Source organism: Kitasatospora sp. NPDC087315 (genome assembly GCF_044744345.1).
Lineage (GTDB): Bacteria > Actinomycetota > Actinomycetes > Streptomycetales > Streptomycetaceae > Kitasatospora.
Window position 1 is genome coordinate 20,106 of sequence record NZ_JBIUYD010000045.1, and the last position, 20,943, is coordinate 41,048.

Here is a 20,943-nt window from a genome sequence, read left to right on the forward strand (position 1 = left end):
TCAACACGGCCGTCGGCAGCATCGCGGCGAGGGGTTCCCACGTTCCGCACCGACGCCTGAACCGAGCTCGCGCCACCTTCATGCCGGGCACCACCTGGCCAGGAATACAGGAACCCGCCAGATTCATCCCGGGGCAACAACTGGACCCCGGTTTCGGTAACCATCCATACGCTTTCGACACTTCGACGGTGGTTCACTCACGTTCGCCTTCTCGGTTCACACCTGACGCATCAAGTGCGCCTTGTCCGCAGTGCTCACCACCCCGGCTCATTCACCGGAGCAGCCTGCGGTGGTTTGAGACCTCCCCCTGCGTGGGCGGTCCCGGAGGGCCTACCTCCATCACCAGTGCAGCATCACGTCGGAAGTTTCCGTCTCTACACCGGAACCTCCCTCAGTGTTCGTGGCGCACAGTCGTCCGCGTAGCGGACCAGCCGCCACGTCGGCCGCCCCTTGGAACGCCGGTAGTCGCGCTTGCCGGGGGTCGACATCGCCCCGCCCGGCTTCCACGGCCCCATCACGCGCTCGTCGAGCACGCTCAAGGCGATGTTGGCCAGCAACGGAGACAGGATGCCGCCCTGCGGCGTGCCGGTCATCGTGTCCCGGTGTTCGCCGAGTTCCGTGAGGATCCCGGCCTTCAGGAACGCCTTGACCAGCGCCAGGACGCGTTTGTCCTTCACCCGCCGACGCACCCGGTCCATCAGAGCCGTGTGGTCGATCGAGTCGAAGCACGCCTCGATGTCCGCGTCCAGCACCCAGCGGTAGCCGCGGGAGCCGAAGTGGTGGATCTCGGCGATCGCGTCCTGGGCACGCCGCTTGGGCCGGAAGCCATACGAGCACGGCAGGAAATCCGCCTCGAAGATCGGCTCCAGCACCAGTTTCAGCGCCGCCTGGACGACCCGGTCCGCGACCGTCGGAATCCCGAGCTTGCGGACCTTCCCCGACCCACCCGGTTTCGGGATCTTGCGCTCCCGCACCGGCAACGGCCGGAACGAGCCGTCCTTGAGAGCGGCCCGCAGGTCGTCCAGGAACCTGGGCACGCCCACCTGCTCCGCGACGTCGGCGACCGTCAGGCCGTCGACGCCAGCGGTGCGCGCGCCTTGGTTCCCCGCGACCCGGTCGAACGCCACGATCAGCGTCGCCGGGTCACACACGAAGTTGAACAAGTCATCGAACCGGCGGCCAGGATCGGCCACCGCCCAACGGTGAAGCTTGGCCTGCATCTCCGATACCCTCGCTCCCAGCCCGGCCGGACCAGAACGAGGAGCACCGCCATTCGGCGACGCGTCTTCCGGCATTGCAGCGACCCTCCCTCCTCGAAACCGCTGCCGCCCTTCCCCATGCGGCCGGCTTTCCCGACCTCGGAGTACTACGGCGGCTCCGCCCCGTCCCGAACCGATCGGCGGTCGACGCGCCCAACCCCACCCTCGCCGCTGGATACGACGCGGAGGGCAAGACCCGGGACGGTTCCCGTGTTCACTGTGGTTCGCTCGACGAAGTAGGAGCCCGACTATGCCCCTGCGGCATCGCCACGAGTACGCCGCAGACCTTCCTCGTGGCCTCCCGGACGGCTCGTGCCCACCGTCCTGGGAGTTACCCGCCCACCTGCTCGACGGGATACGCACCGCTCCCGGCCCAGATCCGCCAGATTCGAGCCGGTGCCTAATCAAGGGGGTGTCACACGCCGGTTCCTCGCGTACTCCTCTCCGTCCCGCTCGCCGGACCCGAACCATCTGGCAGTACCGGCCCGTCCCGGCTTTGTCAGGGCCGCTCCCACCCTCCCCGGCGTCACCCGGATCAGGCTGCCCTCAGCTCCACCGTCCTGCTGCGACAGGATCAGCGGCGAAGGCCTCTCACCTCCACTCGAACCACAGCGCCTCACGGCGCACCCACGACCTGAGGCACTCGGCGGCCACGCTCCTCCTGGAACAGGGCGTCGAACTCGTCGTCATCAAGGAGCTCCTCGGCCACGCCCACATCGGTGTGACCGCCACCGTGTACGCCCACGTCCGACTCCGCCTCCAGCGCGACGCCATCGACCTCCTCGGCAACGCCCTCCGCGCCCCCGCCACCCGGCCCGACGACGGCGACGAACCGCCGCTTTGTGCAGCACCCGTCCGCTGACGTTGCCGTCAACTACTGCCGTCAAGACGCCCAGAAGCCCCGCCGATGATTTTTCGGCGGGGCTTCTAGCATGGGATCTAGTTCGACTGAACTTAAGACTGGGACGCCGAGGCAATTCTCCGGATAGCCGAATCGCTGGCGATTACCCATTCAGGCCACCCCACCGACCGATCCATGTTCAGCTTGCCGGCATAAGAGGATTCTCGGCCTCAAATTCAAACGTTTCTATCGCGGCGCCGATCGGAAACTCCGAATGGTCTCGCCAGATTTTAGCGACAGAGACCAGAAGGTTCCATGAGGCAGTCGCGTGAACCTCAGATACCGCAGCAGTTTCAGGCGGAGAGGCGCGGTAGTAGCGAATAGCCGCAACCTGCTTGTCTGTAATCAGACGGAGCGCAGTGGCCGTGCGGTGGGCTTCATCTTCTCGAAGTGAATCGGCACCGAGGATTCGAGCATATACAAACTTGACCAGTTGCGAAATCTGCTCATCAGTAATCCGCTCCATTTCAGCCTCTCAAGCACTCGATTTTGCACGAAAATAACAACTAGCTCCCCCACCATCAACCCGCAGGGTCGCAGCAGCTGAAACGCGGCACTCGCAGGAAATCTGAGTGACCATCAGATTTGCGGCTGCAACCCGTGATCGCCCAACCGCTACTGGATAATATCAACCCGTCACCACGCATCAGAAAACATGACGGCCGCCGCGCCCTGAGAGCAAGTCGCCCGAGGGCCCTTGAATTACCGCCGCGCATGAGGCCGACCGGAATCACCCGGCCGGCCTCATGCAAGATTACGACGATTCATTCACTCGGTCAGGCCGCGCGGGATCTCTTTGCGCTAGCATCCCGGCGTGTATAGCTTTATGTTCTTGTAGTTGTGATTGTCCACCCAGCCAATATCACCATACCTGTTCACGAGAATCCGATACTTATTTTTCCCATCACCCATGTCGTAGATCAACGCCGAGTCGTTAGCCCCGGGCGCCGAAGGTCCCCACTTTCGCGCGTGCGCGCCAGGGGTGGGGTTATTTCCTGTTCTGACCTCGAACCTGTCAGGACCGGTGCCATCACCATTCGGCCTTGGTTGCGCTTGCCCAGCCAGGATTTCCTGAATTCGCTGCTGGACAATGTTCGGAATTGCCGGGTCATCGCCGCCAGCGTTATGCACCAGCACCGGAGTCTCGCCCGCCAGCACATAGTACGTGTGGCGGTGGTCGATGGTCAGGTTGTACATGTTCCGCGGGCCGGGGATCGCATGGAGGCTCGCAACTTCGACAGTACGCCCAGACGCCGCTTTCAGATGGTGGCCGACCTGGAGATCCTCGGCTTGAGTCCACTGCTGGATCGTGTCGTCCCAGAACGGATGGTTGGCCGTAGTGTGAATAACGGCTTCGCCATCCGCTTCGGTATGAACGGAAAGATCGATCAGGTCTTCGTCGTCGTGGACCCAGCGAGCGATGACCCGTTCGGGCCCCTTTGATTCGACGTCGTCTTGATCGGCAGCCAGAACCGAGTCGCCAACAACGATATTAGCTATGGACTTCGAACTTCCATCTGCCATGAGTACTGGCGTCTCAGGACTGAAACTGCAAGTCGGGAATAGGCGATCGAAGATATTCGACCGCGGCGACTCCAGCTTCGGAAGGATCTTAGCCTCGGCCTTCCCTATGCCAGATTTCTTTCCGCCAACGAGAAACCCGAGAGTAAATCCAACAATTCCTCCACGCTTGAAGTTCGTCGACTTGGTTTTGACGCCATTGATATTTATTACGTGATTTAGTGCGCCATTTCCGAACCCCTTGAAAAGGTTCCCCGATCCCGGAATGGTGCTATTCATCATATCGCCGCCAAGGTTAATCAAATCGTGGCTAACCTCGGTTCCCGCGCCCCAGAAATAGTCTGACAGCCCCCCGGGCCTTTCGGATGATGACAACCCGGATCCTCCGCCGCCAAGCCCGACGCCTTTGGGTGCGCATGGGCCATCGGTTCCTATGCAGATCTCACCCCTGGAATTCTTTGACCAGCACCCATGGATTTCGAATCCGTGGCATTCTGTACGGGTAAGTCCATCTCCGTTTCCGCAGTCTGCACGGTCGAAGAGCCCCTTCGCGCAGGGTGCAAGTCCGGAGGGGTCGCTGAGATTGGCCGGGTTGTTATTACTGTATGCGTAGCCGTTCCACTGTTGTGGGCTCGACTGGTCGAGGACGGGGTCGGGGCTGATGAAGCGGCCGGTGGTCGGCTGGTACTGCCGTGCGCCGAGGTTGGTGAGGCCGGTGGTGTCGTCCTTGGTGCCGCCGACGTAACCCTTGTCACCGAGCCAGGTGCCAGGTGCGGGCTGGTTGCCGCGGGGGTTGCCGAACGGGTCGGTGGGGCGGCGGGTGGTGGCGGAGGTGGTGAGGTCGATGCTCACGGCGCCGGTGCCGTGGTGGTCGGCGGCCTGGACGACGAAGCTGCCGGGGGCGGTGCCCGCGCCCTTGCGGACGATGGTGAGTCCGCCGGGGACGGGGTAGTAGCGGGTGCCGGTCTGGGCCTTGGTGGTGGTGTCGACGGTGAGTTCGTCACCGCCGAGGTTGATGGTGTTGGTGCCGGGGTTGCGGCGGATGAGCTGGTTGCCGTCGGCGTCGTAGAGGTAGGTGGTGGTGGTGTTGGGGACGGTCCACTTCTGCCCGGCCGGAACGGTGCTCACGCAGTCGCCGATGACGAGGGCGGTGTTGCTGGTGGTGACGTCGCCGGGGATGGCGAGGCAGCGGTTGGCGGCGGGGTTGTGGAGGGTGCCGTCGGCGCGCGGGGTCCAGGTCTGTGCGGCGGAGTTGTCGCAGTTCTGGGTCTGGACGGCCGAGCCGGCGGTGGTGCCCATGGCCTGGACGCACTTGCCGAGGACGACGAGGCGGTTGTTGGCGACGGTGTAGAGCTGGCTGCCGCCGCTGGTGCAGGCGTTGATCTGCAGGTTGGTGCCGTTGGCGTTGCTGCCGCCGGCGGTGGCGATGCACTTGCCGCCGTTGCCGGTGATCTGCCCGGCCGCCGTGTAGGCGGCGAGTTTGCCTTCGCTGTTCCAGGTGAGGGCGGCGGTGCCGGTACCGGAGACACCGGTACGAATGGCGGTGGTGTTGCCGACCGCGTCGTACTGGGTGGCGCCGTTGGCGGTCGTGGTGGTGCCGGTCTTGACGGTGGAGGTGAGCAGAGCGTGGGCGCCGCCGGTGCCCCCGCCGGTGTTGGCCGCGGTGGTCGGTGTGTTGACGGTGCCAGGTGCCGGGAACTGCTGGGTGGTGGTGACGTCCTTGCTGGTGTCACCGAACTGGTCGTGCTGGATCAGTGAGGTGCGGTTGCCGGTCAGGTCGTAGGTGTAGTCCTGCCAGTAGGGGTTGCCGCCACCCACGGTGGTCTTGGCGGGTGCGACGGCGCCGCTGGTGGGGGTGGTGTTGGCGCAGGCCCCCTGGTCGAGGGTCTTGTGCTGGAGCGGATCGGGGGTGGTGATGCCGCCGGTGTCGGTCCAGGCGGTGGTGAGGCGGCCGAGGTAGTCGTAGGTGAAGCACTGCCGGTCGGTCGCGGACGGGGTGTTGTCGGGGATGTTGGTGATCGAGGTGATCGAACCGGCGGGGTTGTAGGTGTAGTTGGTCTGCTGCACCGCGCCGCGGGTCGCGATCTGCTTGTCGAGGAACTGGGCGCGGACCCGGCCGGTGGCCTGGTCATAGTCGGTGGTGGTCACCACCTGGCTGCCCCAGGGGTTCACGGTCGAACGCAGGGGCCAGCCGAACGCGTCGTACTCGCTCTGCACGTCATACGTCGTCGCGCCAGCATAGGAGAACATCTGACCGTAGCTGTTGTACGAGAACGCGAGCTCCTCGTACGGCAGGCTTCCGATGGCAGGCACGGTGCTCTGCTTCGGGTTTCCGGTGATCTGGTCGTACTGCGCGGTGGTGGTGTAGGTGTACGTGCCGGAGGTGAGGCCGGCCTCCGTACCTGGGATGGTGATGGTACTGCCGGTGGGGCGGTAGCCGTTGTCGTAACCGGTGAGAGTGGTGGTGTACGCCTGGCCGCTACTTCCGCCCACGTAGCGGGTGGAGCTGGCGGACTTGCCCTTCATCACAGTGTCGAACGTCCACCCGGCCAACTGTGTGACGGGTGTCACCGGCCCCTCGTACACGCCGGTCTTGCGACCGGCGATGTCGTAGCTGTAGCTGAGAACCTGCCCCTTGCTGTCTGTGGTGGTGGCGAGTCGTGACGCCACGTCGTAGGTGCGGCTGCTGGTGCCGGTGTCCGGGTCACTGGCACTGGTCTGACGGCCGCGCAGGTCGTAGCCGTAGCTCCAGGTGTTTCCTGAGCTGTCCACCAGGCTGGCCAGTTGGCCGACGGGGGTGTAGGCGTAGCGGGTGACGGTGGCGTCCGGCGCTTGTCCGGTGGCGGTGGCTGTGCGGTACTGCCACAGCTCGGTGGTACGGCCTCGGGCGTCGGTCAGGGTGCTGGTGGGCCAGGCGCCCTGCGGCGGGACCACGTCGGTGCGGTCGGCGCCGGGGTAGGCGGTGGTGGTCTGGTTCTGAAGAGCGCCGAGGGACCAGAACGCCGAGGTGACCGGGCGGCCCAGACCGTCGAAGGTGGTTCGGATCTGGGAGGGGATGGTGCTGTCAGGAGCCGTGACCAGCGTGGTCGACGGGCCGGAGTCCTTGTTGTACCAGGCAGCGTTGGCGGCCCAGGTGCGTCCTTGGGAGTCGTATTGAGTGTCGGTGATCAGGCGGCCGGTATAGCCCGGGCCAGCGGGTGAGGACTGGGTCTGGCGGGTGCGGGTGAAGCCGTCGAGCAAGGCCACTGAGCGCGTGTAGACGGGTGTGTCGCTGTCCACGGTGAGGGTCGATGAGGTGATCGTCGACGGAACACCGGTGGTATTGGAGACGGTGTAGGCGAAGCCGAGGTTCGGGTTGGGCTTGCTGGCTGGTGTGCGGCCCGGCAGCCACACCCCGGTCAGCCGGCCGAGGGCGTCATAGGTTTGGGCAGTGGTCTTCCCGTTGATGTCGGTGGCGCTGAGAGGCAGGGACCGGCGGGTGTCCAGTGTGGTGACAGAGTCCCACGTCCCGTTCGCATTTCCGGGGATCGGCGCGGAGACCGTGACGGTTGAGGGGAGTTCGCCGGGCGTGGCTGAACCGTACGTGGTCGTGGTGGTGGCACCGACTGGGTGCTGAGCGTCGGTGCTGTTCGGGTCGGTCGCTGCCACGGCACGCCCGTAGGTGTCGTAGCCGGCGGCGGAAACGGTCACGAAGACGGGGGCGCCGACGCTGTCGAAGCGGTCGAGGGTTTGCGCGCCGGTCCTGTCAGCGGTCGCACCGGTCTGGCCGTAAGGCAGCCCGTCGTAAAGTACGCGGTCCCACGAGACGGTATTTGCCGAGGTGGGCGTGGTGGTGCAGGCGCCAGGACCAGAGACGGTGAGGGTTTCGGCAACCTGATCGGTGCGTTGCGGGTCGGGGCCGGCGGCGTACTTGGTCCGGGTGCAGAGGTCCGGCAGATCGTCGGCCTGATCGAGTGACGCCTTTACTCTGTTGGCGTAGTACAGGTCGCTCTCTATGGTCTTGGTGACCGTGCGCCAGCTGTTGTCGGATTTACGCGCACGCAACACGGTGCTGGTGGTGGTGGCTGCGTATCGCGCAACAAGGTCGGGCAGTCCGCTGCCTCGCGGCTGTCTGGCGGTCTCGAACTCGCCGCTGGAGCTGTTGACGGCTTGCGCTGCGACTGTCCCGTTGGTCAGATCGACGGTCTCGGTCTGCAGGGTCTGTCCGGAGAGCCAGTCGACATCGGTGACATTACGGCCGAGGGCGTCCGTGAGCTGGGGGACGCTGCGGGGGTTGCCGTTCTTGCGGATGTCGCCGTCCATGCCCTGACGGTAGGTGGTGCGGGTCTGGGTCTTGGGGCCGTCGTTGCCGCTTCCCACGGTGGTGGTGACGGTGGCGAAGCCGCGGAAGTCGCCCCAGGTGCGGGCCTTGGCGTCGGTGAACTGGTTGTCGTCGCGGTGCCAGGCGGCCGGGCCGTAGGTGTAGCTGGTGATCTTGGCGGGGGAGCCAGTGGCGAAGTCGTTCTCGGTGAGCGAGGCGACGGTGTAGTGGTTGAACCAGTCGAGGACGGGGTCCGCTTCGGCGACCGAGTTGGGCGGGGACCAGCGGACGGGGTAGCAGGCGCGGGTGTTGTCGTCCTCGGCGGTCGGCATCACGTGGTTGATACGGGAACAGTCGCGCAGGTTGTAGTCGACGTTGAGGACGCCGCCGGTCTCGTTGCGGATCTGCTGGATGCGCGCGCGGTTCATCCGCGGCGGCGCCGGCACGAGGTCGGTGCCGTCGACCCGGTTGGGCAGCATCACCGGGGTGAAGGTGACCGGCGGGGTGCTGACACTGGGGCTGGCGGTCTTGCCGGTGCGCTGCACCGAGTCCAGCCACAGCGCCTTCTGGCTCGTGGTTTCGACAGGGTCCGGCGGGGGCTGTTGGTTCGCGGAGCGGCTGGGGTCGGGGAAGGAGTGCTTGAGTTCGTAGGCGTCGACGTCCTGCCAGGCGTTGTTGACCCGTACCTGGGTGCTGATGGAGGTCAGCCGCTTGGTGGTGAAGTAGGTGGGGCCGGCGGTGGTGCAGGTGCCCGTGGCCTTGCATTCCTGGTCGACGGGGACGTCGGGCCAGTTGTTCTTGTTCGCGACCGTGCGGTTGGCAGGATCGCAGGCGGATCCGGCTTCCAGGCAGCGCTCGGCGGTGGTGAAGCTGACCCGGGCTGCGGGCTGGAGGGCGCCCTTCGCCGCGACCTGCTCGCTGAGGCGCTGGCCGTAGTCGATCCGCGTGACGGTGTTGGCCCGGGTGTAGGCAGTCGGCGTGCCGGTGCCGTTGTTCTGGACGCCGCCGCGGGAGTAGTAGTTGGTCTCCGGCGCCCAGGTGTAGGTGGTCAGGTTGCCGTGGGCGTCGACCACGTAGTCCAGCGAGAGACCCTGCCACATCTGGCACCAGGACGCCTTGCCCTTGGCCGCGTCGTAGCACCGGTCCCCGCTGTTCGGCGCGTAGACCGGCACGGTGGAGGCGGAGTTGGTGGCCGGGTCGCTCTTGTCACCACCGGGCAGGTGGTTCAGCCCGAAGTAGTAGACCGTCCCGGAGGTATCGGTGACCTTGGCGTAGGCGCCGTTGTCGGTGCCGTTGGCCGCACCGGTGCCGAACTCGACCTTCGTCCCGTCATCTTCCTTCAGCCGCCACACGCCGGTGGCGTCGTCCGAGGACACCGCGTTCTTCGACACCCGAACGAGTGGCCCGGAGTGCGAACCCAGCGACAGGGTGGCGTTGAAACCGCCCCAGCACAGGTCACTGGAGCCGGTGATCCCCGCCTTGTCACACCGCTGGTAACTGCGCTCGATAAAACCGGGATTGAAGTCCCAGCCGTCCCCGATCCAGGACGCCTGCGCATTGGTCGACGATGTCTTGCCGTCCACCGACGAGGAGTTGTAGCCCAGGGAGACACCGGGGGCGGAGCCGCCCAGCGCGGGCGGGACCTGGATCCCGTAGCTGTAGGTCAGCCCCCCGGAGGAACCCCCGGAGGCCCACCCCGAGGAACTGGACAGGCTCGTAGCACTGTACGTCCCCCCTCCACCGGACGCACCGGTCTCCGAGGCCAGAACGACGGGCACTGATTGGCTTGACGCTGAAACAGCTGCAGAGGGGGAAGCGGTTGAGAATGACGCGTTTGTGATGCCTGCCGACGAAGTCGGTCCAGTGATGGATCCTGTTGTTGGCAGGTCAACGCTCGCGACGAGTTGCTTGCTGCCCGGATCGTAGGTGGCCGCGAGGGGGGTGCGGGTGAGGCAAGCAGGTATTTCCGGTGTCTGGAGGGCGCACGCTGGCATGGTCACCAGACGGCCACGCGAAGCGAAGTCTGCTCCCATCCGGGCGCTGAGCGCGTCAGCGTCGAGGGCGACCCTGACCTCGGTCTTGCCGTCAGGCACGTCAGTGCTGAGGGACAGGAGAACGCCGTTCACACCGGCGGCTACCGCAGTGCGGCTATCGGCCTGTACCACCGTCACCGAGCCCGAGGTCTGGCTACTTTGACCAACGGCACTGACCCAGACGGGCAGAGCTCCCGCTCGGGTCGCTGTTTCAGAGAGCGCAATAGTCTCGCTCTCCTCCTTGACGGCGACCTGCGGAGCAGGGTCGTTCGTCCGGCTGGGAACGGGATAGTGCGGCGCCACCTCCGAAGGCCGGTCAGCCTGAATTGCCTTGACCGACGGCGTCGTCGGCAGCGGGGTGTCCGGCGGCAACCACACTCGTGAGAAGTCTGGGTCCTCGGCGACAGCCTGAGCCGCCACAGGGGCAAGCAGCGAGGCCACCACCGCCAGGGCGACAACGCTCGCTGCTCGCCGGAGACCACCTACAGACGGTCTGGCAGTTTTATTAACTATCAATGTTTCATCCTAGTTGACGAATCATTACCAGCACAAGAGCATGCCATGGGCTGGAGGATTCTACTGGCCACGAATCATGAGGGCCTATGGGTAGGGGCGCAGCAATCCATGTGTCACACATCACACCGCCCCCTATGGGTGACTTATCCCCGCTTGGCCCCTCCGCCCTCCCGAAATCTCTTGACCGCCTTGTCCCCCACCTGGAAGCGTGGCTCTGATCTCTGCGCATACCCGCGCAACGAGGCATAAATTCAGGAACTCGCGTGCATATCAGATCAACGTGGCTGAATAACAATCCGGTCTCGCGGAGAACAATCGAGAGGGGCGCGAGAGGTAGGCGCGCGAAGTCCTCCGCCGCCGTACTGGCCCTGACGGCAGGCCTGCTCGCGGCGGCTCCACTTTCGGCAATGGGCGATCCAGTCGATCCTCAGGCGATGGTCGACGCCGGGGACGCCAAGCACGCGGGTGAGCTTCTGGACCCGCGGCCGGCCGAGCTGGCGATCGCGGAGGCGAAGCGGACCGGCAAGGACGTGCCGATCCCGTCGCTGACCGACGAGTTCAGCACCACCGTTGCCACGCCCGCCGGCCGGCTCCGCCAGGAGCAGCACATGGACGCGCAGCGGGTGAAGCGGGCTGACGGGTCGTGGACGGCGCTGGACGACATGCTGGTTCAGCGTGCTGACGGGTCGTTCGTGCCTGCGGCGGCGAGTGAGGGCCTGGTGATCTCGGGCGGTGGCGGTGGTCCGCTGGCGACGATGACCACCGGGGACGGCAAGCAGCTGGCGGTGGGGTCGCCGTTCGGTGGTGCGCTGCCGGTTCCGGTGGTGAGTGGCAACAGTGCTTTGTTCGCGTCGGTGGCGCCGGACACGGACCTGAAGGTGACGGCGGACCGGTTCGGTGGGTACAGCACCGTGCTGGTGCTGCACACCCCGGCCGCCGCTGCTAACCCGGCGGTGCGTTCGCTGAACTTCCCCGCCACGGCCAATGGGGTGGAGCTGTCGGCCAACGCGGACGGCAGTCTGAAGGCTGTCAGCGGCGGTCAGGAGGTGTTCACGGCGCCGAAGCCGCAGATGTGGTCCGCCGCGGCCCCCGCGGCGAACGGGGCTGCCGCGAAGGCCTCCTTCACCGCACGGGAGGCGGCTCCCGCGCCGTCTGCGTCGGGCGAGGGCGCTGGTGCGACCCGCCAGGAGCCGGATGCGCCGAGCAGCGCGGACGGGCCCGGTCCGAAGGCCACCGTCGCCGACGTCCCGGTGACCGCGGCCACCGACGCGAAGGGTGTCGGGGCGATCCGGCTGTCGCCCAGCCCGGAACTGCTGGACGGCGCCAACACGAGCTATCCGATCTACGTTGACCCGTCGTGGTCGAACGACGCCCGGGGCAAGAGCCACCACGCCTGGGTGCAGTCCGGCTACCCGGGGGTGGGTAACTTCGACCGCACCGGCCCGGCGGACCGTGACCGCCCGGGTGTCGGTTACCAGGGCTGGGAGACCACCAAGGGTGTCGAGCGGGCGCTGTACGAGTTCAACCTCAACGGTTACCTGCCCAACACGGTCATCAACTACGCGAACCTGCGGGTGTCGCAGTACGTGTCGGCCGACTACTCCTGCACCACCACGTACCCGGTGAACCTCTACCGGGCCGGGGCCTTCGACGGCTCCATCTCCTGGAACAGCCACAAGACCTACGAATGGGTCGACGGCAAGAACGTTCCCGGGAACGGGACGAACGCCGCGTGCAAGCCGGACATCCCCGTCGATTTCAACGTCACCGCCCCGATGCGCAACGCGCTCGCCGACACCGGGACGCCGCTGGCGTTCGCCCTGGTCGGCAGCGAGGGCAGCGGCGACAAGATGGGCTTCAAGCGCTTCGGCTACGACGCCGTCCTGTCCACCGAGTACGACCACGTCCCCCTGCAGCCGGGTGACCCGCGCACCTCCCCCGCCCCGCGCAGCGTCCTCGACGGTGAGAGCGACAGCTGCGGCAACGTGCCGGTCTCCTCCTACCGCTGGATCACCGACACCACCGTCAACCTCACCTCGGTGGTCAGCAGCCACAACCAGTCCCAGCTGACCGAGTACGTCAACATCTGGGACGACTCCTCCCCGGGTGCCCCGAGTGTCAGCAACGGCTGGTCGGGCTTCGTGCCCAACGGCAGCCGCGCCTCCTACACCGTCCCGCGTACCACGCTCAAGGACGGCCATGCCTACGGCTGGGCCGCCCAGGGCGACGACGGCCTGGTCCGCGGGCCGGCGACCGCCGTCTGCCACTTCGCCGTTGACACCACCCCGCCGGTCGCCGCGTTCGGCACCTTCACCAACCCGGCCACCCAGTTCCCCCCGTCGGGCAACGGCCAGACCACCAACCTGCGCCTCGGCGAGGAGGGCTCGATCCCCTTCACGGCCTACGACCCCAACCCCTCCGGCCTGCTGGCTTCGGGCGTGGTCTGCGTCCGCTACGGCTACGACCCGCAGCTGGCCACCTATATGCAGAAGTGCCCGGACCCGGGCAGCCGCACGCTGAACCTCAGCGAGATCAGGACCAGGCCCACCCACTGGGGCACCAACATCCTGTACGCCCAGGTCTTCGACGGCGCCGGGAACGCCTCCCAGACGATGTCGTACTCCTTCTACGTCCCCTGGGCCCCCGGTCCGGTCGCCTTCGGCGACACCACCGGCGACGCCAACCCGGACATCCTCGTCCCGGACAGCGCCGGCAACCTGATCACCCACGGCCGCGCCACCGACCCGGGCAACACCAGCGTCCCGCCCACCGGCACCGCCGCCCCCGCCAACCAGGCCCCCGAAGTCAGCACCGGCCGGACGTGGAAGGACTTCCACGTCACCCACCGCGGCTCCCGTGACCCGGGCAAGAACACCGACGACCTGTTCGTCCACCGCGACGGCGGCGACCAGCTCTACTACTACGCCAACTCGGAGTCCGACCCGGGCCGCTTCACCCTGGGCACCGCAGCCACCCTCGACCGGCCGAACTGCGTCGGCGACAGCACCGCCTGCCCCGGCTACCGGCAGGACGAGGACTGGCACAACACCAGCCAGATCACCCCGATCGGCTCGGCCAAGGACACCCGCACCCCCAACCGCGAGGTCAAGGACGCCACCGGCTTCCTCGCCGTGGAGTCCGGCAACCTCTGGTACTACCCGGTCAAGCCCAACCACACGCTGCGCGCGCCGAACCTCGTCGCCACCGGCGGCTGGGACACCCTCGACCTCATGGTCCCGGGCAACACCCTGGCCGTCGACCCCGCCGGCACCACCCCGGTCACCCCTGCCCTGTGGGCCCGCGCCCGCACCACCACGGGCGGCCGCACCGCCGGCGACATCCTCCAGTACGCCCTCACCACCCAGACCCGCACCGACGGCCTCGGCGAGTACACCACCGTCACCGCCGTCACCCCCGCCGGCACACCCAAGATCGGCGCCGGCGTCACCACCACCGACTTCCCGACCGTCGGCGCAGACGGCGACGTGACCGGCGACGGCGTGCCCGACCTGTGGGCCCTCGACAGCTCCGGCAACCTGCGCACCTGGCCCGGCAGCGTCACCAACAAGGTCGTCACCGGCTTCAACGGCGACCATTACCGCGGCAACACCCAGGCCCCGCAGGCCCAGTGGAAGCTCCAGGGCGACACCACCGCCAACCCCACCACCTACAACGCCACGCCCAGCAACCTCACCTTCGCGAACGACACCGTCGACGGCCGCGCCACCAAGGTCGCCGTCTTCAACGGCACCACCTCCGCCACCACCGACAAGCCCGTCGTCGACACCCGCCAGAGCTTCACCCTCAGCACCTGGGCCAAGTCCACCGGCACCGGCAACGTCATCGCCAGCCAGAACACCACCCGCGCCAGCAGCTTCCTCCTCTGGAGCGAAGGCAACGGCGGCGCCTGGCGCTTCGCCCTCGCCCACGCCGACGACAACAACTGGCCCTACGACTACACCACCGTCACCAACAGCGCCGCACTCGTCAAGTCCGACGTCTGGACCCAGCTCACCGCCAGCTACAACGCCGCCACCGGCCAGATGAGCCTCTACGTCAACGGCACCCTCGCCGGCAGCGCCTACCACGACGCCGCCAAGAGCCCCGCCCCCAGCGGAAACCTCGTCCTCGGCCGCTACCAGTACCAGGGCCAGCAGACCACCAGCTTCAACGGCAGCGTCAGCAACTTCGCCGCCTACAACACCGCCGTCAACCCCCCCGCCACCGCCACCGCCGTCCGGCACGCCGCCAGCGACCGCTGCCTCGACGTCCCCAACAACGACACCGGCCAGGGCATCGCCATCTGGACCTGTAACAACGGCCCCGCCCAGAGCCTCACCGTCAACCCCGCCAACGCCACCGTCAGCCTGCGCGGCATGTGCCTGGACATCGGCGGAGCCAGCACCGCCAACGGCGCCGCCGTCGGCCTCTGGAACTGCACCCCCGGATCCTGGAACCAGGTCTGGATCCCCCGCGCCGACGGCAGCCTCTACAACCCCGGCTCCAACCACTGCCTCGACCTGCCCGGCAACGACATCACCCCAGGCACCCGCCTCATCGCTTTCAACTGCAACGCCACCCCCGCCCAGACCTGGAGCATCCCCGCCCTGAAGACCCCCGCCCTCCCCGTCAACCCCTGACCTGCCGAACAACCCACTGGGGCCCACAGCGCGAAGTGCGCTGTGGGCCCCGCCCGCCTGATCATGCAGATGTTCGCCACCCGATCGTGTGATCATTTTGAGGCAAGGCGCCGCCAGAGAGAGTCAGCCTCGCCTGAGCCTGATCCGCTTTCACGGACACCTGAGATCAAGGGCTTCGGCGCCCGGAAGAATGATGTCCATCGTGGAGAGCATGGAAAGGAAGGAGCCGTGCCCTCACCGTTCGTTCACTCCGAAGTTCAAGACCGTGTCGGCAACGGGTGAAACGAGGACCCCCGAACGCCCCAGTTGAGGGGTTCAGAAGCCGTTGTCGTACCGAACTTGATCGGCGGGTTTCCGCAGTTCAGGCATGATGCCGGCATGGCGAGGCATGCTCGGGCCGTTGGGTTGTCTCGTTGGTGGAGGTGCCGGGATGGCGTCGGTGGTGGGTCTCCTGGAGGAGCGGGAGCTGGCCGCGCGTGAGCGCGTGGAGGAGCTTCGGGAGGTGGCGGACCGGGTACTCGCTGAGCTCGCCGAAGCGGAGACGGCCTGGCACGAGTGGCTGATCGCCCGGCAGCGCGTTGGCGAGGTTCTGTCCGGGCCGCGGCCCGGACAGGCAGGTGAAGCTGGCCCGGAAGCCGGTGAGTCTTCCGGGTCGGAGCCCGCGACGAACGCGCCCGCCGAGGTTCCCCTGCCGAGGGCCGCGCGATCGGGCTCGATCGTCCCGGTGTGGCGTCCCGCGCTTTCCACGGACGCGCTCGCTCCCCACTACCAGCGCATCCTCGCCACGCTCACCGAACAAGCATCCGGCGGGAAGCCAGTGATGTCCTGTCAGGAGATCACTGCCGTACTCGGACTGGAGCCGGTTCCGGCTAATGTGGAAGGAGTTCGATCGAAGATGAAGCGGCTGGCCGACCGGGGCTGGGCCGACGAGCCCACCCCGGGACGGTTCACGCTCGCCGCCGGGCCAGCCGGCGGCTCATGAGCATCGTCATCGACCACAGCACCATCCGCTCATGCACGGCGGACAGCCTCTCGCAGTCGCGCACCAGGCGCCGCGAGCGCATCAGCCAGCTCAGCGCGCGTTCCACCACCCAGCGTCTGGGCAGCACCACGAACCCCGAGGCGTCGTCGCTGCGCTTGACGATCTCCAGAGCGAGCCCCAGTTGCTGCTTCGCCCAGCCGACCAGACGACCCGCGTAGCCGCCGTCGGCCCACACCAGGACGATCCTGCGACAGCGGGCCCGGACACGTTCCAGCAGCGGCATCGCGGCGTCCCGGTCCGTCACGTTCGCCGCGGTGACCATCACGGCCAGAAGCAGCCCCAGGCAGTCGACCACGATGTGCCGCTTGCGCCCCGGCACCTTCTTGGCCCCGTCGTAGCCGCGGGTGGCCGCCGGCACCGTGGCCGCCGCCCGCAGTGACTGCGCGTCAATCACCGCCGCGGTCGGCTCCGGATCGCGGCCGGCCTCCTCGCGGACCAGGCCGCGCAACCGGTCGTGCAGTTCCGCGAGCAAGCCCTTCACACGCCACCGCCGCGCGAAGGCGTAGACGCGGTCCCACGCCGGGAAGTCGCCCGGCATCGCTCGCCAGGTGATGCCGCCCGCCACCAGATAGCGAACAGCGTCCAACATCTGTCGGTGGCAGTACGCCTCCGGCTGCCCGCCCCGCCCCTCCAGCCACAGTGGCACCGGCAGACAGTCGCGCACGAGGGCCCATTCCGCGTCCGTCATGTCCGACGGATAGCGCGGTGCACGTCCAGGGCGATCACCCGCGTTCCCGAACCGGTGAGCGAGGCAATCACACGATGGGGCAGCCCAGTTGGACTCCACCCGCACGAGAGCGTAAGACTGCAACAACAGGGCCTCCTGGTGCGCTCCGGCTTCGACAACCATGAGCTGAACCGGAGGCCCTGCCTTCATGCGCGCACAAGCGAGAGATCACCCGACAGAGTCGCCACACTCGAACCGATGTCCACCATGATCGGTATGACAACAGCTTCTCCAACGCTGCTGCGTTTAGCGTGGCGAGCGGGATGCAAGCCCGTCTTCCATGATCGATATCTCGGTGTGGAGGGTGTACTCCTGGGCGGTGGCGGGGTGCTTGCCGGTGTTGGGGACGTACTTGCTGGCGCTCTTGAGGCTGCGGGCCTTGAGTCGTTGCCGTCGGCGTGCGGGGTGGAGGCCGCCGAGCAGGGCGAGGCCGATCGCTCCGACCAGGCGGACCGGCCCGTCGGGCAGAACGTCGCTGGCGGTGGTGACCTGGTCGCGGGCGGTGTGGAGGGCGATGGTGAAGCTGAGCCGGTCCATGTCCAGTCCCGGCAGGTTGGCGGTGGCGTCTGCGGCGGTGCGGATCAGCGCCTGGTAGACGGCCAGGAGGCCCCAGATCTCTTGCTCCAGGTCGGCGGGGTGCCCGGAGCGCAGGACCCGGCCGTCCAGCAGGGTGGCCTTCAGGCTCGCGTATGTCGTCTCCGCCTGCCACCTCTCGTGGTAGAGGGCCACGAGTCGGTCGGCCGGGTGGAGTTCGGGATCGGTGAGGCTGGTGAGCAGTCGCCAGGGTTCGCGCCTGGTAGTGCCGTCCTCCAGCGTGACGGTGATCCAGGCCTCGACCACGCGTACCGTCAGGGTTCCGTAGCCCTGGCCGGCCCGGTAGGGGCCGGCCAGACGCGTCAGGTAGGAGCCGTCCGGCAGGCGCTGCCCGATGGTCGGGCGACGGCTGGCCGAAGAGCGCACCAGGAACTGGGCGCCAGTCGCGTGGACGTCGCGCAGGAAGGCGACCGCGTCGTAGCCGGCGTCCGCGAGCAGCAGCATCCGGGCACTCAGGCAGCTCAGTAGTCTTGTGGTGTAGGCGAGTTCGCCCTCGGCTTCGGGGCCGAACGCGGCTGCGATCACCGCGCGGGTGCCGGTCTCGACCAGGGTGACCAGCCGCAGCACGGGGTAGGCGAACTCGTACTGGGGCCCGTGCCGTTTGGGGAAGCGGGCGGTGACCGGGTCGCGGTCGGGCAGCCGCAGGCTGGTGCCGTCCACGGCGACCGTTCGCATCCCGGACCAGAACGCCCCCGGCCTGTCCGTCCAGGCCACCGCCCCGGCCAGGGACTCGAACACGAGCCGCAGAGGTTCCGGCCCCGGCCGCCGGCGGGCCCGCGACAGCGAGGAGGAATGCGGGCGCACCGGAACGAGCGCACCCAGACCGGCGGTGAGCTTGTCCCACACCGCGCGGTACGAGCAGTCCCCGAACAGCGCCAGCGCGAGGACGAAGTACACGACCACTCGCGCGGGCAGCAGCCGGATCCGCCGCTGTACCGTCCTGCTCTCCTCAAGCACCGCGTCCACCAGCGCGAAGTCCACCAACTGCGTCAGCTCGCCCAGATGGCCCGGCGCGAACACTCCCGCCGCTACCGTGACCACCCGTGTGATGACAGACTTCTCCTGCAACGGGACCCCTGTGCTTGATCGACTTTCTTCGCCGATCGTTGATCTACAGGAGTCCCGTTGCCTCGTTCAACCCCCTTGACCAGCACGCTCACGCCATAACGCAGCAGCGTTGAACAGCTTCTCATCTTGCTCTTTAACCTCGCGCGGCGAGGTGGGCTTGGAGCGTGGGTTCGCGTTTGACGGTCTTGCCGACGTCGTGGCGGGGTGCCGGCTTGCGGTTCTTCGAACCTGGTGGCCGTCTTGGGCCCGGCCGGGAGGGTTTCGGCACGCCAGCCGGAGTGAGGACCTTCGCGCGGATGTTGCGGAACCCGCGGCGGACCCGGGCCGGGGTCAACTTTGCTGTGGGCAAGGGGCGTTCCCAGGGACGGCGCAAGTCGGCGGCCAGCGGGCGGGCCAGGCGGAGCTGGGTGTGGGCAACAATGACCAGCCAGGTCCACAGGTCGGCGGTGTCCGGTGCGCGGAAGTGCGGCGCGGTCCAGCCCAGGGTGCCCTTGAGTGTGGACGGTCAGCGATTTCGGCTCTGTCGCTGATCTTGTGATCGAGCCGGTCAGGTCCGGCACAGGATGCGGGTGCGGAGGAGGTCGAAGTTCGCGCGGCCGTATCCGTCCCTTTTGATCCGTTTGACTCTGGTGTTCTGGCCCTCGACCTGGCCGGAGCTCCAGGGGCTGGACAAGCCGGCGATGACGGCGTCTTGGTCGCGGCGAAGGCCGTTGACCAGGGAGTGCAGTGCAGGCAGGGCATCGTGTTCGACGCGCTCCATCCACGCGGGGAGTTGGTGGCCGCTGCGGTCGCGCATCATCGTGGCGAAGTCGCGGACGTGGCGGGTGGCCGCGTCGAGTTCGGGGCAGCCGGCCCGGATCTCCTTGAGGGCCAGGGCGTCCTCGTCCGGGAGGTTGTCGGGGTTGGTCATGATCCAGCGGACGGTGCGGCGGGGGCGCGGAGCCGGACGGGGCGCCGCCGGTGCGGCAGTGGTGGAGGACTTGAAGGGGCGCAGGTAGCGCCGGGTGGTCTGGATGCTGCCCTGGAAGCCCAAGGCCCGGATTTCCTGGTGGAGTTGCGCGCTGTCGCGGCAGCCTTCGTTCCACCGCTGGTGGAGGTGGGTGGTGTACGGGTCAAGGATGCTGACCCGGTTCGTTGCGTTGACCAGCAGTTCGTCGATGCCGGAGGCACGGGCGAAGCGGCGCACGGTGGAGCGGTCCAGTCGCAGGGTGCGGCAGATGTGCTCCAGTGTGCCGCCGTCGCCCAGGAGCTGCTGCACAGCGGCATACCGCTCTTTGGTGCGGGCCACCAGGCGGCGTTCTCGTCCGCACACATCGAGCATCGTGTCAGTGGTGGGCGGCGCCAGCTGCCAGATGTCGTTCCCGGGCGGCGGGATCACCGGCGTGGTGGTCGCGAACGCGGTCCGGATGCAGGCATGATGGGCTCCGACGGTCTTCTCCACCGCCTCGCCGAGGTTCTTCCACAAATGCCAGCCATCGGCGATCTGGACCGCTTGCGGGGCGCCGGCGCGGGCACCCTCGGCGTAGGCGCCGCCGCGGTCCCTGCAAATAATCTCCACCTCGGGGTGGTCTCTGAGCCAGGCGGCCAGCGGTTCCGCGTCGCGTCCGGGCAGTACATCGACCGGGCATCGCCGTTCCAGGTCCACCAAGATCGTCGAGTACGAGTCGCCCTTCTTCAGAGCGAAATCGTCAACACCGAGCACCCTGACGGGCCCTGCGGGTTTCTCAGGAAGTGCCCTGAGCAGGCGTAACAGGGTGTCCTTCGCCACCGGGACTCCCAGTGCCACCGAGAGGCGGCTGCCAGGTCGCCCGGCCAGCGCCACCGCGATCGAAGTCAGCATCCCGCGCAGCAGCGGGGTGAAGCGGGCGTGCGGGCTGGTCAGCCCGGCGACCTGCTCGACGAACGTCACCGCCGGGCAACAGGTGTCCAGACACCGGAACCGGCGCACCAGCAGCTCGATCACCACCCTCGTCCCGCTGATCGCTGCGTCGGACAGTCTCCGCAGGTACCGACCGTGCACCCGCCCCGAGGCGCTGCCGCAGTGCGGGCACGCCGCATCGGCCGCCCGCGCGCGGGCATGCATCGTGATCCCGCCGATGGTCCGCTCGACCAACTCCACCATGACACCGGTCAGATGAGGCAGAAGCGTCTCAAAACTCCCCGAAGTACACCCGGGATACGATGACACCCGCCACTGACATCACCGGCTCGATCACAAGATCAGCGCCAGAGCCCGTAATTCCCCAGGTGAACCGCTGCGGGTTCTGCAGAGACTCTAGATTGTTGCTGTGACCTGCAGGTTTGGCTGCTGTTGGCTGTAGTAGGCGGCTTCGTACTCGGCA

General features: G+C 67.3%; 8 protein-coding genes and 3 pseudogenes. 3 read left to right on the forward strand and 8 right to left on the reverse strand.

Going from position 1 to position 20,943, the window contains the following annotated elements:
- Positions 1–410: 410 nt before the first annotated feature.
- Positions 411–1,220, reverse strand: a pseudogene (locus ACIO5D_RS37655) (reverse transcriptase domain-containing protein); the annotation flags it as partial.
- Positions 1,221–1,854: 634 nt separating this feature from the next.
- Between ACIO5D_RS37655 and ACIO5D_RS37660 the strand changes: the two are divergent.
- Positions 1,855–2,121: pseudogene (locus ACIO5D_RS37660) on the forward strand (tyrosine-type recombinase/integrase); the annotation flags it as partial.
- A gap of 178 nt (positions 2,122–2,299) precedes the next feature.
- On the opposite strand, the gene ACIO5D_RS37665 reads toward ACIO5D_RS37660, so the two are convergent.
- The gene (locus ACIO5D_RS37665; protein ID WP_400763956.1) at positions 2,300–2,626 is read right to left on the reverse strand and encodes a hypothetical protein; all 327 of its coding nucleotides are present in this window, start codon (positions 2,624–2,626) and stop codon (positions 2,300–2,302) included.
- Positions 2,627–2,961: 335 nt separating this feature from the next.
- On the reverse strand, positions 2,962–9,564 hold the full coding sequence (locus ACIO5D_RS37670) for a polymorphic toxin-type HINT domain-containing protein (RefSeq protein ID WP_400763957.1): 6,603 nt from the start codon (positions 9,562–9,564) through the stop codon (positions 2,962–2,964).
- Positions 9,565–10,937: 1,373 nt separating this feature from the next.
- On the opposite strand from ACIO5D_RS37670, the gene ACIO5D_RS37675 reads away from it, so the two are divergent.
- Both ACIO5D_RS37675 and ACIO5D_RS37680 read left to right on the forward strand, forming a co-directional pair.
- Positions 10,938–15,170, forward strand: a complete 4,233-nt coding sequence (locus tag ACIO5D_RS37675; RefSeq protein WP_400763959.1) for a ricin-type beta-trefoil lectin domain protein — start codon at positions 10,938–10,940, stop codon at positions 15,168–15,170.
- A 430-nt stretch (positions 15,171–15,600) separates the two neighbouring features.
- Positions 15,601–16,152, forward strand: coding sequence for a hypothetical protein (locus ACIO5D_RS37680; RefSeq protein WP_400763961.1), 552 nt, complete (start codon positions 15,601–15,603; stop codon positions 16,150–16,152).
- On the opposite strand, the gene ACIO5D_RS37685 is transcribed toward ACIO5D_RS37680, so the two are convergent.
- The 5 genes and pseudogenes from ACIO5D_RS37685 to ACIO5D_RS37705 form a co-directional block, all read right to left on the reverse strand.
- Positions 16,118–16,900 (reverse strand): IS5 family transposase, encoded by a 783-nt coding sequence (locus ACIO5D_RS37685; RefSeq protein ID WP_400763962.1) that lies wholly within the window; start codon positions 16,898–16,900, stop codon positions 16,118–16,120. The genes ACIO5D_RS37680 and ACIO5D_RS37685 overlap by 35 nt on opposite strands.
- A gap of 285 nt (positions 16,901–17,185) precedes the next feature.
- Positions 17,186–18,574 carry an IS4 family transposase gene (locus ACIO5D_RS37690; RefSeq protein ID WP_400800778.1) on the reverse strand — a complete coding sequence of 463 codons (1,389 nt, stop codon included), beginning with the start codon at positions 18,572–18,574 and terminating at the stop codon, positions 17,186–17,188.
- A 160-nt stretch (positions 18,575–18,734) separates the two neighbouring features.
- Positions 18,735–19,094, reverse strand: a pseudogene (locus ACIO5D_RS37695) (transposase); the annotation flags it as partial.
- 54 nt (positions 19,095–19,148) lie between these two features.
- The gene (locus ACIO5D_RS37700) at positions 19,149–20,723 is read right to left on the reverse strand and encodes an ISL3 family transposase (RefSeq protein ID WP_400800781.1); all 1,575 of its coding nucleotides are present in this window, start codon (positions 20,721–20,723) and stop codon (positions 19,149–19,151) included.
- A gap of 28 nt (positions 20,724–20,751) precedes the next feature.
- Positions 20,752–20,943 (reverse strand): hypothetical protein (locus tag ACIO5D_RS37705; RefSeq protein ID WP_400800784.1); only part of this gene is annotated, 192 nt, incomplete at its 5' end.

Coding starts and splice junctions, on each gene's coding strand:
- ACIO5D_RS37665 (WP_400763956.1), bottom strand. CDS start 2,626: ATGGAGCGGATTACTGATGAGCAGATTTCGCAACTGGTCAAGTTTGTA.
- ACIO5D_RS37675 (WP_400763959.1), top strand. CDS start 10,938: ATGGGCGATCCAGTCGATCCTCAGGCGATGGTCGACGCCGGGGACGCC.
- ACIO5D_RS37680 (WP_400763961.1), top strand. CDS start 15,601: ATGGCGTCGGTGGTGGGTCTCCTGGAGGAGCGGGAGCTGGCCGCGCGT.
- ACIO5D_RS37685 (WP_400763962.1), bottom strand. CDS start 16,900: ATGACGGACGCGGAATGGGCCCTCGTGCGCGACTGTCTGCCGGTGCCA.
- ACIO5D_RS37700 (WP_400800781.1), bottom strand. CDS start 20,723: ATGGTGGAGTTGGTCGAGCGGACCATCGGCGGGATCACGATGCATGCC.